Origin of the sequence: Mycobacterium sp. 20KCMC460, from assembly GCF_022179425.1 — a bacterium.
In the GTDB taxonomy this organism is placed as follows: domain Bacteria; phylum Actinomycetota; class Actinomycetes; order Mycobacteriales; family Mycobacteriaceae; genus Mycobacterium; species Mycobacterium kiyosense.
The window spans coordinates 4,449,012-4,463,317 of record NZ_AP025524.1 but is presented as its reverse complement, the minus strand read 5'-3'; the positions used below and the strand labels follow the sequence as shown (position 1 = coordinate 4,463,317).

Genomic DNA, 14,306 nt, shown 5'->3' with positions numbered 1-14,306 from the left:
GGGGCGGGTGGAGAATCTGTCGCGAGTTTCGGGGAAAAGGCCTTTTGAGTACGCAGGGTTTCGTGCGCCGGCAGCGGGCGTCGCCGCCGCGCATGCCCGGTGGTGAAGTCAACTTGCAGCCGCCGCCGGAAGTGCCGCGGGTGGTTCCCGGCAACCTGGTGGTGAAGCTGCTGCCGTTCGTGATGATCGTCGCCGTCGTCGGGATGATCGCGCTGATGGTGACGGTCGGCGGCCGGGATCTGGCGCGCAATCCGATGTTCCTGATCTTCCCGATGATGATGATCATGTCGATGGCCGGCATGTTCATGGGCGGCGGCGGACGTTCCGGCAAGGCGGCCGCGGAACTCAACGAGGAACGCAAGGACTACTTCAGTTACCTGGCGAACCTGCGTGACGACGCCGAGGAAACCGGCGAGGGTCAGCGCACGGCGCTGGAGTGGAGTCACCCCGACCCGCGCGCCCTGGGTGACGTGGTGGGCAGCCGGCGGATGTGGGAACGTCGAACCACCGACAACGACTGGTGCCACGTGCGGGTGGGCATCGGCACCCACCGGCTGGCGACCCGGCTGCTGGCACCCGAGACCGGCCCACCGGAGGACCTCGAGCCGGTCTCGACGGTGGCGTTGCGTCGGTTCGTCAAAACGCATTCGGTGGTACACGCCCTGCCCACCGCGGTGTCCCTGCGCGCTTTCCCCGCCATCAGTTTCGAAGGCGACCGCAAGCTGGCGCGGCAGTTGGTGCGGTCCATGGTGCTGGAGTTGTGCACGTTCCACGGCCCGGACCAGGTACAGGTGGCGGTGGTGACGGCAAACCCCGACGGCGAGAACTGGAGCTGGGTCAAGTGGTTGCCGCACGCGCAGCACGCCACGGCCCGCGACGGCCTGGGTCCGATGCGCATGCTGTTTCCCAGCCTCGATCTGCTCGAGCGGTCGCTGGCCGCCGACCTGGGCGAGCGGGGCCGGTTCACCCGCAACGCGGAACCCACCAAGGGGCTCAAGCAGCTGGTGGTGGTCGTCGACGACGGCTACGTCACCGGAACCGAACGTCTGGTCACCGACGCCGGATTGGACAGTGTCGTGTTGCTGGACCTCAACGGCTCCGACACCGCGGCGAGCCGGCGCGGGCTGGCGCTGGTGCTGGAAGCCGACGCCGAAGGCGAGCACGTCGGTGCCCGCACCGCGGTCGGGGTCGAGCGGTTCGCGACGCCCGACGCGATCACCATCGCCGAGGCGGAGGCGACGGCCCGCCGCATCGGCCGCTACCGGTTGGCCAGCGCCGCGCACATCGTCAACCTGGAGGCCGATTCGCGCGCCACCGACCCGGGTTTGATGACGCTGCTGAAGATCCCCGACGCAGCCGAGATCGTCCCCGAGCAGGTGTGGCGGAAACGCTCGCCCCGCGAGCGGTTGCGGGTGCCGATCGGCTACACCCCCAACGGCCAACCGCTGGAGCTGGACATCAAGGAGTCCGCCGAGTCCGGCATGGGCCCGCATGGCCTGTGCATCGGCGCCACCGGGTCGGGCAAGTCGGAGTTCCTGCGCACGCTGGTGTTGTCGATGATCACCTCGCACTCGCCCGATGTGTTGAACATGGTGCTGGTCGACTTCAAAGGTGGCGCAACGTTTCTCGGGCTCGAGGGGGTGCCGCATATCGCGGCGATCATCACCAACCTGGAGGACGAGCTCATCCTGGTCGACCGGATGCGCGATGCGCTGGCCGGTGAGCTGAACCGCCGCCAGGAACTGTTGCGCGCGGCGGGCAACTTCCCCAACGTCAACGAATACGAACGCGCCCGCGCCAACGGCGCCGAGCTGGACCCGCTGCCGGCGTTGTTCATCATCGTCGACGAATTCTCCGAATTGCTCTCGCAGAAACCGGATTTCGCGGAGCTCTTCGTGATGATCGGCCGACTGGGCCGGTCGCTGCACGTACACCTGCTGCTGGCGTCGCAACGCCTGGAAGAAGGAAAACTACGCGGCCTGGACTCGCATCTGTCCTACCGGATCGGGCTCAAGACGTTCTCGGCCGGTGAGTCGCGCAGCGTGCTCGGTGTCCCGGACGCCTATCACCTGCCCAGTGTGCCAGGCTCGGCGTTTCTGAAATGTGATGCCTCCGAACCGATTCGGTTCAACACGTGCTACGTGTCGGGCGAATACGTCCGGCCCCGCCGGGCCGCTCAGGGCAGCAGGGGCCGGCAGCTGGGCGCGTTGGCGCCCAAGCTTTTCACCGCCACGCCGGTGAAAAAGGAAACCGTGGCCTCCGAGCGCGCCGCCCCGGTCGAAGTGGACGAGCCGCAGATCAGCGTGCCTGCCGGTCCGGCCAAGACGACACTGCTCGACGTCGTGGTGTCCCGGCTGCGGGGCCACGGACGCCCGGCGCACGAGGTGTGGCTGCCGCCGCTGGACGAGAGCCCGGCGGTCAATCAACTTCTGCCGGACAGCAATTGGGCCGCGCCGGAGAATCTCGACGGCCGGCTGTGGCTGCCCATGGGAGTGGTGGACCGACCATACGATCAGCGCCGCGACGTGTTGATGGTCGATTTGAGTGGCGCCCAGGGCAATGTCGCGGTGGTCGGCGGCCCACAGTCGGGCAAGTCGACGGCGCTGCGCACGCTGATCATGTCGGCGGCGGCCACGCACACTCCCGAGCAGGTGCAGTTCTTCTGCCTGGACTTCGGCGGCGGGACGCTGGCCAGCCTGGCCAACCTGCCGCATGTGGGCGGGGTTGCCGGCCGGATGGATGCCGACGGTATCCGTCGCACCGTCGCCGAGGTGTCGGGAGTGCTGCGCGCCCGCGAGATGCGGTTCCGCGAGCTGGGCATCGAGTCGATGCGGGACTTCCGCGCCCGCAAGGCCCGCCTGGCGACGCTGGCGCCGGAGGTGGCCGCGCAGGATCCGTTGAGCCAGGACAAGTTCGGCGACCTTTTCCTCGTGGTCGACGGCTGGGCCTCGATCCGCAGCGACTTTGAAATGCTCGAGCCTGTTCTGACTTCGCTTGCGGTGCAAGGGCTTTCATACGGGGTGCACCTGGTGGTCTCCGCGACGCGTTGGATGGAGATGCGTGCGGCCGTCAAGGACATGTTGGGTACCCGCATCGAACTGAAGCTGGGCGACGCGCTGGACAGCGACGTGGGCCGCCGATACAACGAATTGGTGCCGGTCGGCCGCCCGGGCCGGGGTATCAACAGCGAACGGTTGCACATCCTGATCGCACTGCCGCGGCTGGATTCCAGTTCCGGCGTCGAGGATCTGCCGGAGGGTGTTGCCGGCGCGGTCAGCGCGATGCGCGCGCACTACGGCAAACGGCAGGCGCCCCGGGTGCGGATGCTGCCGCACAATCTGGATCGCAAGGCCGTGGTCCGCGCGGCCCGCACGGCCGGGATGCTGGGCCCATCCCGCGTTGCCGTGGGGATCAACGAATCCGAATTAGCACCCGTGATAATCGATTTCGATGCGCAGCCGCATTTTGTGGCGCTGGGTGACACGGAGTGCGGCAAGACCAGCCTGCTGCGTAACGTCGCCACCGGGTTGATGGAGAACGCAACGGCCGATCAGTGCAAGATCATCCTGGTCGACTACCGTCGTTCGATGCTCGGTGTGGTGGACAACGAGTACCTGGCGGGCTATGCCACGGCGTCGCAGTCGTGTACCGAGCTGATGACAGCGCTGGCCACCACCCTGAAGGGCCGGTTGCCGCCCAGCGACATCACCCAGCAGCAGCTCAAGGAAAGGTCCTGGTGGTCGGGTCCGGACATCTTCGTGATGATCGACGACTACGACCTGGTCGCCACCGGATCGCTGAGCAGCCCGTTGACTCCGCTGATCGAATTTCTGCCCCAGGCCCGTGACATCGGCCTGCGGGTCGTCGTCACCCGCCGGATCGGCGGTGCCGGGCGCGCCATGCTGGACCAGTTCCTGGGACGGCTCAAGGATCTGTCGTGCAACGGTTTGGTGATGAGCGGCACCAAGGACGAAGGTGCACTGTTCGGCTACAAAGCCACCGAAATGCCCCCGGGCCGAGGCATGTTGGTTTCGCGGACCACAAAGAGCGGCGTGATCCAGCTGTCCAGGATGCCGGACCTGTGACCGGCATCAGCGAGCTCAGCCAGCTCCGGGTGGTGTCGGCCGCACCGGAGCACATCCGGGTGTCGGTGTTGGGCGGGAACACCCAGCTGGATATCGCGTTGCCACTGGACATTCCGATTTCGAACATCGTTCCCGACCTGGCCCGGCTGGTCCGGTCCCGGGATTTCGACCGCGACGACGAGGCCGCCAGGGACCAGCGGCGCAACTTCTGGGTGCTCAGCCGAGTCGACGGCGGCGTCGCGTTGAAGCCGGAACAGACGCTGCGCCAGGCCGGTGTGGGTGGTGGTGAACTGCTGCGCCTCGCGTCGCAACGGGCACTGTCGCCGCCCACCCTCTACGACGACGTGGTGGACGCCGTCGGTCGGCTGAACAAGGTGGCCTACGCCGCCTGGGATGCCGGGTCTGCACGCTGGATGGCGTTCGCCGGAGTTCATCTCGCCGCGTTGGCCATCACCTATTGCGTCGTCGGCAGGATTGCCGCGGCGCACCACCTCGTGATCGTCGCCCTGGCGGTGGCCGTGGTGCTGGCCCTGGTGGGCGGGGCCGCCATGGCGCACCGGTCCTATCGGCTGAGCGACGTCGCGGCGGCGCTGGGCTGGGCGGCGATCCCGGTCACCGCCGGTGTCGCCTTCGCGGTGGGGGGGCGGTACGGCTATTACGGCTTGGCCGGCGCCTGCGCGGCGGTGCTGCTGCTCTGCGTCGTGTATGACCGGGTGATCGGCACCGGGCACGGGGCGTTTTTGGCCAACGCTGTGTTGTTCGGTCTGGTCGGTCTGGTGATGCCGGCCCGGGCGCTGCATGGCCGCGCCGACATCGTGTACGTGACCGCGGCGGTGACCACGCTCTTGATCTGCCTGGCGGTGCGCCGGCTGACGGCGAGGTGGGGTCGATTCGAGACCCCGTCCGTCGCTGTCGAAACCCGGCGCGAGGACTGGGATTTCGAGAATCCGTTCGAGCCGTCCGCTCCGGCCGCAGATGGTGGTCCGGGCGTGACCATGCCGACCGCCGAGGAGGTGTGGACCAGGGCCAAGTCGGCGGCGGTGACCCGCGCTGCACTGCTGGCCGGCGCGGCGGGCGCTGCGACGGTGCTGCTGGCACTGCTGTTGCGCAGCGGTGTGCCGCTGGACTGGCCCACGTTCGCGTTCGCGTTGACGGCCGCGACGGTGCTGGCCTTGCACAGCAGAGTCTTCGGCAGCTGGTTGGAGCGCGCCGCGTTGGAGGTGCCGGCTGTCACGATCATGGTGTTTACCTGCGTGACGGCGCAGGACGGGATGCGACCGATGCCGCAGGTGGCGCTCGGCGTGCTGCTGGTCGTGGCGCTCGGCGCCGCGGCGGCCGGGTTGGTCGATGCCGGCGACGGGTCGCCTTCGCGAACGGCGACTTTGCTCGCGTATCTGGATTACCTGGCTGTCGGGTCGCTGATACCGCTAGCGCTGTGGGTGGTGGGCATCTACCAGCGGCTGGGATTCTGATGCGGCGCCTGGTCGCGGTTCTGTCCGTCTTACTGGTGACCGGTGCGGTGGATGCCGCTCCCGCGCTGGCGATTAGACCGCCGGTGGTGGAACCGGGTCCGCCGCCCAGTGGGCCGGTCGGTCCGCCGGAGCCGACCGATCTGAAGGCGATCTGCGGCGTTCCCACCGGGGTACTGCCGCAGACCGACTTCACCGTGCAGACCAGCGCCGAGGCGATGCTGAACTTCACCGACGCGTGGCGGCTCTCGCGCGGTGCCGGGCAGAAGGTCGCGGTGATCGACACCGGCGTCAACCGGCATCCACGGCTGCCCGCGTTGCAGGGCGGCGGCGACTATGTGTCCAGCACCGACGGTCTGCAGGACTGCGACGCCCACGGCACGCTGGTGGCGGGGATCATCGCCGCGCAACCCAGCCCGGCCGACCGCTTCTTCGGGGTGGCGCCCGACGCGACGATCTTGTCGATCCGGCAGAACAGCGCGGTCTACGCGGTCAGGGAAGGTGGTTCCGCGCAGACCAACGATCCCAATGCCACCTCGCCGGGATACGGCAACACCCTGACGCTGGCTTACGCGATCACCCGCGCGGTCGATCTGGGCGCCACCGTCATCAACCTGTCCGAGGTGGCCTGCAGCCCGGTCGGCGCCGGACTCGACGACGCCCAGTTGGGCCGCGCGGTGCGCTACGCGTTCGAACGCAACGTGGTGGTGGTGGCCGCGGCGGGCAACTTCAACAACCAGGGCCTGTGCAAGACGCAGAACGCGATGCCAGACCCGAATATGCCACTGCGCAGCGGTTGGGATTCGGTGCGGACCATCGCCAGCCCCGCCTGGTTCAGCGACTACGTGCTGACCGTCGGCGCGCTGACCACCTCCGGCGAGCCCGCGGATTTCAGCCTGCGCGGACCCTGGGTCGGCGTAGCCGCGCCCGGTGAACGGATCACGTCGCTGGACTCCAACGGCCCGGGTCTGATCAACGCCGTGCTCAGCCAGCAAGGGTTGGCGCCGATCAACGGCACGAGTTTCGCGGCGCCGTTCGTCTCCGGCGTGGTGGCGTTGATCCGGTCCAGGTTTCCCGAGTTGACCGCCGGCCAGGTGATCGAGCTGGTCAAGCGCACCGCCCACACGCCGGGCGCGGGGCCGAACGAGGCCACCGGATACGGGGTGGTCGACCCGGTCGCGGCGCTGACCTATCGACTTCCAGCGGCGAACCAGCTGCCTAATCCGGACCAGGCGACGCCGATTGCCGGCCGGCCGCGTCGCGACCCGGCCAGCCAGCGCGCGCAGATCATCGTGTTGTCGGTCACAGTGGGCGCGGTTGCGCTGGCGGGAGTGGCGGGCGCGGTTTCGCTGGCCCGGCGCCGCCGCGCTTCGGCAGCGGTGCAATCCGAGGCCACGGACCTGCTGGAGTAAGGCGCCGCACCCCTGGCTTCCGGCGGAATTGCCGTTCGTGTGCCGTGTCGAATGTGTGCGACTGTCGTACTGCAAATTATCCGTGTCCCCGTACGTAGGATTGAAGACGGCGTGCCGACCGATTTGCGATCGAAAGGGGGGATGACGGTGCCGAAGCAAACGCCCAAGCAAACGCCTGGGGACGAACGCGGATCGCTGGCGCATCCTCCCTGGCTGACCGGCGACCCGCAGCGGAAGCGCACCCCGCTGGGTCGCGGGAAGCAAGAACGTGCCGACGACGCCGAGAGTCACGCGCGTGGTGGCGACGACGTTTCGGGAGCGGTCCAGTCGTCGGCCGGGCCGGAGGCGGTTCGCGACGACGAGCACGAAGGCGCTGCGGGTTCTCGAAACCGAGTGGCTTTGCGGGCCGGTCACGACAGCGAGCGCCGACCTGCCGACCGTCCGGTGCCGCCGGCTGACGAGCACGCCGATGATTCGTCGCCGGATTACCGGACTGATTCGTCCGGCCCGCCGAGCCGGGGCGGTGAGGAGATCGACGAGGAAAGCATCGCACCACCGGAATCGGGGATTTCGGCTCCGGCCGGCGCATCCGCACCGGATACCGGGTGGTGGGTATCGACGGCGCCACCGGAAATTTCTGAGCAACCCGATGCCACGGTGGAATCCGAAGCGCCGGTAGAGGTTTCGACGGAACGCGAGTGGGGCGCGGCGCCCGCGGTGCCGCCCACCGATCATGGGGCGGAAACCGATGCCCGCGTTGAGGTTTCGACACAGACCGGATGGGAGCCGCAGTCCCCGGTGGAACCCGAGACCCCGACGGTGCCCGAGCAGCCGACAGTCTCGGCGGCGGGCGAACTCGACGACATCGAGTTGAGAGCGGCGGCGCTGCTCGAGCAGATGCACGCCAAGCGGGCGCAAGAGGAGACTGCCCCGGCGGAGCCGGAGGCAGCGCCCGTCGCCGTCGAGAGCCAGGAGTCCGCGCCGCAGCAGAGCGCCGATGACTGGGCGCCGTCGGACTCGGTCAGCCCGCCGGTGACACCGAAAAGCGTTGCGCCGGAGGAGGAATCTTCCCCGACCGCGGTCGAAGAACCCGCGGTCGAAGAACCTGCGGAAGTAGTCGCGCCCGCGGCCGAATGGCGATGGACCGATTTCATGCCGGGTGCCGAGTCGGCACCGCAGCCGGCCGCTGAGGACCAGCCGGCCGATCACCGGGTCCCGCCCGGCGCGAGTTCCGCCGAGAACGGCCCGGATCCGTCGGTCACCCATCGGCCGGTGATTCCGCCGTGGCAGGTGCCGGGATCGACGGCCACCGCGGGCCGCGACGAGGCAGCGCACGATGCGACCGCTGCGCAGGAATCGCCCACGACGTCAGCGCCGTCCGGGCGCCCGACACCGGGCCCTCGCCGCCGGCCCGGCGCTCTCCCGCCGTTCCCGCCGCCGCCCCCGCCGGGCCCGTTTCCGCCGCCGCCCTGGTGGCCGGCCCCCGCCGGGCAGCGCGTGCCACCGGCGACGCCGCGGCCGGTCGCCGGACAACCGGTGCGTGCACGCCGGGCCGCACCGCCGGGCGGGCCGCCAGCGCCCGTGGGGCCGCCCCCGAGTTACCAACCGTTCCAGGTGCCGCCCCCGATCGACGAGGCCGAGGTGGACAACCTGGACCGCTTCGCCCCGCCGTCGGGCTGGCGCCGCGCAGTACACAGGGCGACCGGGGGGCACCTCAACCCCGGAGCGTCACGCAAGCAACGCCGGCACGAGCATCTGCTCGCCGAGATCCGACAGCCCATTGTCGGTGACTTCCGCATCGCGGTGCTGTCGATCAAGGGCGGAGTCGGCAAGACCACCACCACGTTCGGATTGGGATCAGCACTGGCGACGGTGCGGCACGACCGCGTCATCGCCGTCGACGCCAACCCCGACCGCGGCACGCTGGGGGAACGCGTCGGTGACATGTCCACCCGGTCAACGGTGCGTGACCTGCTGGCCGACCCGAACATCAACCGTTACGCCGACGTCCGCAACCACACCTTGATGGCCACCAGCCGACTGGAAGTGCTTGCCAGTGAACAGGATCCGGCGGTATCGGAGGTCTTCGGCGCCGACGACTACCGGCGCACCATCGATATTCTGCGGCACTTCTACAACATCATCCTGACCGACTGCGGCACCGGCATCATGCACTCGGCCATGTCGGCGGTGCTGGACCTGGCTCACACCATCGTGCTGGTCAGTTCACCGGCCATCGACGCCGCCCGTAGCGCCTCGGCGACACTGGATTGGCTTATGCAGCACGGGCATTCGGGTCTGGTCCGGGAGGCGCACGTAGTCCTGAGTGCCTCGCGGCCCGGGTCGGCGGCGCTCAAGCTGGACAAGGTGTACGAACATTTCCAGACGCGCTGCCGGTCAATTCATCTGATTCCGTTCGACCCGCATCTCGCTGAGGGGGCCGACGTCGATTTCGACAGGCTGCGGCCCGCCACCAGGCAGGCTTATCTGGAATTGGCTGGTTCGGTGTCGGAGAATTTCGGGCGGTTGCGCGGAGCGAGGGAACAGGCGTAGTCGTTCGGCGGAGCCCGTGTCGCTGTGCGAGCGGAGACATCAGCGAACGGAGAGATCAGCGAACGGCGGGCAAACAAGAAGACCCGGACTCCGCTGGTGCGGAGTCCGGGCCTGCGAGTCGAGCTGATGCCTCCGTCCGGAGTCAGAAACCGCCGGCCAGCTGTGAGTCCAGTGCCTGCATTTCGTCTTGCTGGTTGCCGGCCGCGGCACCGGTCGCCTGAATCGCATGCAGGTAGTCCTCCAGCTGCGTGTTGATCCGCTGGTGGGCGGCCTGCAGGGCCTCAGGCGTCTGGCCCGACCACAGGTCCGCAATGCCCTGGAAGACCTTGTGCACATCGTTGGCGATGGTGTGGATGTCGGTCACGACTCGGCCGATGTGGTCCAACCCATCGTGGTTCTCGGCGAAGTTGTACAGAATGTCGCTATCGGTTGCCATTTGATTTCCCTTCCTACGATGCCTGCTGCTCGATCTGGTTCGCTTTCTGCCGCGCCTCTTGTACGACGTTGTCCAAGTCGTTGTTGACGGCAGTCAGATCCGAATCGTGGGCCTGCATGGCCTCGCCGAACCGGCGGGCCTGGCCACCGTGCCACGAACTCTGGACCATTTCCTCGGCCCGCAGTCGCATGTCGGTCTGCCGCCGCTTGATCTGGGCGACCATTTCCTCGATGTTCTGCAGAGTTCGTGCTGCCTCTTCTGGTGATAGTGCAACAGTCATTTGAGTCTCCAATCTGCTGAGTTATCTGATAATTCGTTTGCGTGGTGTGCTTCCGGAGTAGCTGGCATTCAACTGTTCCCTAATGCCTCTCCCATCGTTCCGCGGACAACTCGACGAGCTGGCCGATGGCCTGCGCCAGCGCGTGTTCCGAACCTGGTTTGAGCGTGGTCCACAACTGCCCGCTCGGGGAGACGGTGGGGGAGCCGACGATTCGGCCCTGCCGCGTGTAGAACACCCCGACCGCCGCGGGTTGGCGCGCGATGCGGTCCTGATCGGAACACAGTGCGTAATAGACGATTTCGGCGAACGCGGCCCGGGTCGCCAGCGCCGCGCCCAGGGTCAGCGCGGTGCGCTGATCAGCGCCCAGCGCGCGTACCCGGTCCGCCAGCTGCGCGGCGTCGTGAGTGCCCGCCAGGTAACGGCCGACCGCATCCAGTGGCGCCGGCAGCGGGGTGAACTGGGCCGCTTGCGCGCGCGGAAGTTCGCCGACCAGCGCGCGGGTGACTTCGGGCAGCTCGGCGCAACCGTCGAGCACCCGCAGCGTGAACTGGTCGCCGACGCGGCGCGCGGCCAGCTGCAGATCGCCGCGACGGACGATCGCCACCCGGCTCATCCCGTCGGGTGTCACCAGCCGCATCGCCAGCTCGCGGTGGGGGCGCTGCAGCGCCTGCAGCAGCGGGATCAGATCGGGTTCGACGGCGCCGTCGCTGATCAGTCCCCGCGCTGCCAGCCGCCGTGTCGCGGCATCCTGTGCGGCCAGCAGGGCATCGATGGTGGCGTGCCGGGTCCGCACACCCAGTACCGCGGGGAAGCCCTGGATGTTGACCCGCGCCGCGAGGACCTGCAGCTCGTCCTGGGTCAGGGTGAATGCGGCGTTCAGGGCGGTCGTCACAGTGACACCTCGTGTTCAGCGCCGATCACCGGCGGCGATACCCACCGATCGGAGACCTGCTGCAGGGTTCGCTCGGGCTCCTCGGCGAAACCTTCGACGGGCTCCGGCTCCGGCATCGCCAGATCGTCGAATATCGCGGTGTTGGGGCCCCAACTGACGTTGGACACCTCGAACGGCGCATCGTTCTGCTGTGCGGCCGGCAGCCAGGACTGGCCCCCATCGGAGAGGGCCGCGCCCGGTTCGCCACCGCCCTCCAGCGCGGCCGCCGGCCGGATGGAGTCGTGCTCCCGACTGTCGTTGCTGCGGCCCATCGCCCCCATCGGGCCGTATCCCGCGCCGCGGCCCAGCCCGCCGCCGCTGCCATTGGACCCGGCGTTGCTGAACGGCGTCTTCTTCAGCTCCTGCGGCTCCTTGCTGGGGCTGATGGGGCTGGCCAGCATCGGCGACAATTGCCGGGCGGCACCGCCGCCCCCGCCGCCTCCGCCGCCGCCATGGCCACCGCCCTTGCCTTTGCCCTCTTTCTCAGCCTTCATCGCCGCACCGGTGGTGACCTGCGGGGGAACCGGCTGCTCCCACGGCTGGGCCAGCTCTGCACAGGCGTCTTCGTATCGGTGCATCACCGCCGCGGCGTCCGCCTGCTGCGACGACGCGGCTTCGTCGAACTCGGCGAAGCTGCCCTGCAGGACGGCCCCGTTATAAGCCGACAACGACGCCATCATGTCCTGGGCCGCCTTGGCCTCGACGGCTTCCGAGACGCTGGGCATCGACAGGATCGCGACCGTGTTGGCCACCGCCGCCTCTTCGGCTCGCCGCCCGTTCGCCGCGGCGCTGAGGCTGGCCGCTTGCAGCCACTTTCCGAAGGTCTCGAGCTTGCGGACGACGGTTTCGGAGTTGCTGCTGTCGTACGACGCCTGGTAGCGCTCCAGGATCCGGTCGTAATCCGCGGAGATCTTGGCGAACTCGTTGGCCACCCGGATCCACGCTGCACCCGCTTCTCCCACCGAGGAGGGGCCGGGGCCTTCGGTCAGGTCGCGCGCGAGTTGCTCGGTGTCCCGCGATTCCCACACCACGTTGGTGAATCCCATGCCTTGGCCCCCCTTTCTCAGGCTGTGCCGACGTCGCCTCAGGGCGACGGATCAAGTTGGATGTGCCGGTTGGTCGGACGTGTCAGTCCGCGAGGTCGGCTTCGGTGATACGCCCGGAGTGCGCGCGCAGCGTCGCAGCGACTTCCTGCATCTCGTTGGTTCCCTGGTCGGAGGCTTTCCGGAACGACCCGAGCACCTCGTTGAGGGTGTGGGCGACCCGCTGCGACACCTCGTCGGTGCCCGAGGCGACGGTGGTGAGGTTTGGCGTCTCGGTCTGGATGACGTGTTGCATCCGGCTGGCGAGTTCGTCGAGCTGCCGGGTGACCTCGGTGACCTCGTCGGGCCGGGCGGACAGGTGATTGTGGTCAGTCATGTCGTTGCTTTCTGCTAGAGCCGGAGTTTGATGTCGGGGTCGTCGTCGAGGTTGGCTGCGGCATCGCCGAGCACTGCGGGGCTGGCCGTGCCCAGGTCGCCCACGATCTCGCCGCCCTGATCGGTCGTGTGCAGGAAGGACGCCGCAGTGTGGCTACCGCTGCCGGCCTTGCCGCCGTGTGCGCCGGCCGCGCCGGCGCCCATCATTCCGCCGCCACCACCCATCCCCATGCCGGCGGCGCCGGCGGCGATCACGGTGGGCCGCACGGAGGCGGATCGCGCCGCGGCTGCGGCGCCGTTCTCGTTCTGCACCATCGGGGACGACGCGGTCGCTCGGGCCGGGGTGGTGGCACCGGCGCCGCCGCCTCCGTGCCCGCCGGCGCCCGTGGGGTGAGTGGCGCTCACCATCCGGGCGGGGTGGCTCAGCGCGTTGGCCGCGGCCGCGCCGGTTGCCGGCCCGGCCTGGCCCAGGCTGGACATCAGCCCGGTACCGGCCTGCATGCCTGCTTGTAGTACCTGTGTGCCGACTTGCATGCCCATCGACAGGGGCATGGTGCCCATCTGGATCGCGGGTCCGATCATGCTCATGCCCACCGACAGCAGCGGACCCATCATCTGCATGGCCATCTCGGGACCTTGGGCGATGGCCACCGGTGCGCCGGTCGCGGTGGTGGCTGCCGCCTGGGAGGTCAGCGTGCTCTCCAGTTCGGTGATGCACTCAGTTGCCAACGCACTGGCCCGCGAAGCCGACTCGACCATCTCCGGTGCGGTCCACGGCAGCCCGGCCGAAAGGCCCTCCAGCTCGTGCTGGCACTGCATGAGGATCTCCAGGAGCCGTGCCTGACCCTGCGCGACATTGGCCCCGGCCGCGCTGTACTGGCCGCCCAGCGCCGTGCCCTGGGCTGCCACGGCGGCGCCATTGGCCAGCGTCTCTCCGGTTTTCGCGGCGGCGGCGCCGGCGCCGGCGCCCGACCAGCCCTGGCCGCCCATGCCGCCCATCATCTGGCCGAGGGCCTGCTGTACGCCGCCGGCCGCTTGCTGGAAGGCTTGGGTGATTCCGCCGAACATCTGCGTGGGGTTCAGGCCCTGGAAGACGCCGGAACCGAGGGTGCCGAGCATGTCGGTGACGGGTTTGAGCAGCCCGCCGGCGAAGTTGTTGCCCATGCCGCCGGTGGCTCCGGTCAGGTCGGCGGGAATGGCGTCGCCGGGCAGTCCGGGCAGCTCGGGACCGCCGGTGGGCAGTTGTCCGAGGTTGAACTGGCTTAAAATGTCCTGCACCGGCCGGTTCAGCCAGGCTTGCAGATCGTTCTCGATCTGGTTGACCACCGGCAGATGGTCGAAGTCGGGCCCCGGGCCGCCCTGCCCGGGGGGGCCTGCCGGCGCGCCGGTGTCGACGTCCCCCATCGCAGTGTTCCTAGACTTCGGTGACGTTTGCGGGGGTGTCGGTCGCGACGTATGCCCCTTGCGAGATGTGCGTTGCCGCGCCCAGTGCCGCGTGATTTGCGGCCGTCATCATTCCGCTCATGACGTTGTTCCCCGTCGACTCGTACATCGCCGGGATCATGTTGGCCACCGCGATCGGACCCAGGGCCACGGAGAAAGAAGCGAGGACCGCGGGCGTGACCGCGCCGAACGCACTGCTGATGGTGGCCGAAGCGCCGTCCTGCGCGTCGATGAGTCCTTCCATGAACTCAGGCTGCATTGAAAATGTCATCGTCGGCC

10 protein-coding genes and 1 pseudogene are annotated in these 14,306 nt (G+C 68.6%); 4 read left to right on the top strand and 7 right to left on the bottom strand.

From position 1 onward, the window contains the following. Positions 1-44 precede the first annotated feature (44 nt). The 4 genes and pseudogenes from eccCa to MKCMC460_RS31865 form a co-directional block, all read left to right on the top strand. On the top strand, positions 45-4,085 hold the full coding sequence (gene eccCa / locus MKCMC460_RS20550) for a type VII secretion protein EccCa (RefSeq protein ID WP_236976728.1): 4,041 nt from the start codon (positions 45-47) through the stop codon (positions 4,083-4,085). Further along, positions 4,082-5,557: a type VII secretion integral membrane protein EccD gene (gene eccD / locus MKCMC460_RS20545; protein ID WP_236976727.1), complete on the top strand. Its 1,476-nt coding sequence runs from the start codon at positions 4,082-4,084 to the stop codon at positions 5,555-5,557. The genes eccCa and eccD overlap by 4 nt, the downstream gene beginning before the upstream one ends. Next, the gene (mycP, locus tag MKCMC460_RS20540) at positions 5,557-6,966 is read left to right on the top strand and encodes a type VII secretion-associated serine protease mycosin (protein WP_236976726.1); all 1,410 of its coding nucleotides are present in this window, start codon (positions 5,557-5,559) and stop codon (positions 6,964-6,966) included. The genes eccD and mycP overlap by 1 nt, the downstream gene beginning before the upstream one ends. Before the next feature lie 1,161 nt (positions 6,967-8,127). Next, a pseudogene (locus tag MKCMC460_RS31865) lies at positions 8,128-9,519 on the top strand (AAA family ATPase); the annotation flags it as partial. Between the two features lie 142 nt (positions 9,520-9,661). Here MKCMC460_RS31865 and MKCMC460_RS20530 read toward each other — a convergent pair. The 7 genes from MKCMC460_RS20530 to MKCMC460_RS20500 all read right to left on the bottom strand — a co-directional run bounded on the left by MKCMC460_RS20530 (position 9,662) and on the right by MKCMC460_RS20500 (position 14,298). Next, positions 9,662-9,955, bottom strand: a complete 294-nt coding sequence (locus MKCMC460_RS20530) for a WXG100 family type VII secretion target (protein WP_236976724.1) — start codon at positions 9,953-9,955, stop codon at positions 9,662-9,664. A 13-nt stretch (positions 9,956-9,968) separates the two neighbouring features. Further along, positions 9,969-10,235 (bottom strand): WXG100 family type VII secretion target, encoded by a 267-nt coding sequence (locus tag MKCMC460_RS20525; protein WP_236976722.1) that lies wholly within the window; start codon positions 10,233-10,235, stop codon positions 9,969-9,971. Between the two features lie 79 nt (positions 10,236-10,314). Then, positions 10,315-11,127 carry an ESX secretion-associated protein EspG gene (locus MKCMC460_RS20520; protein WP_236976721.1) on the bottom strand — a complete coding sequence of 271 codons (813 nt, stop codon included), beginning with the start codon at positions 11,125-11,127 and terminating at the stop codon, positions 10,315-10,317. After that, on the bottom strand, positions 11,124-12,212 hold the full coding sequence (locus MKCMC460_RS20515) for a PPE domain-containing protein (protein WP_236976720.1): 1,089 nt from the start codon (positions 12,210-12,212) through the stop codon (positions 11,124-11,126). Before MKCMC460_RS20515 ends, MKCMC460_RS20520 begins: the two co-directional genes overlap by 4 nt. Before the next feature lie 82 nt (positions 12,213-12,294). Beyond that, positions 12,295-12,585, bottom strand: coding sequence for a PE domain-containing protein (locus MKCMC460_RS20510; protein WP_236976719.1), 291 nt, complete (start codon positions 12,583-12,585; stop codon positions 12,295-12,297). A 14-nt stretch (positions 12,586-12,599) separates the two neighbouring features. Then, the gene (locus tag MKCMC460_RS20505) at positions 12,600-13,988 is read right to left on the bottom strand and encodes a hypothetical protein (protein WP_236976718.1); all 1,389 of its coding nucleotides are present in this window, start codon (positions 13,986-13,988) and stop codon (positions 12,600-12,602) included. A 10-nt stretch (positions 13,989-13,998) separates the two neighbouring features. Continuing rightward, a complete protein-coding gene (locus tag MKCMC460_RS20500; RefSeq protein WP_236976717.1) occupies positions 13,999-14,298 on the bottom strand; it encodes a hypothetical protein in 300 nt (99 codons plus the stop codon). Positions 14,299-14,306: the final 8 nt, after the last annotated feature.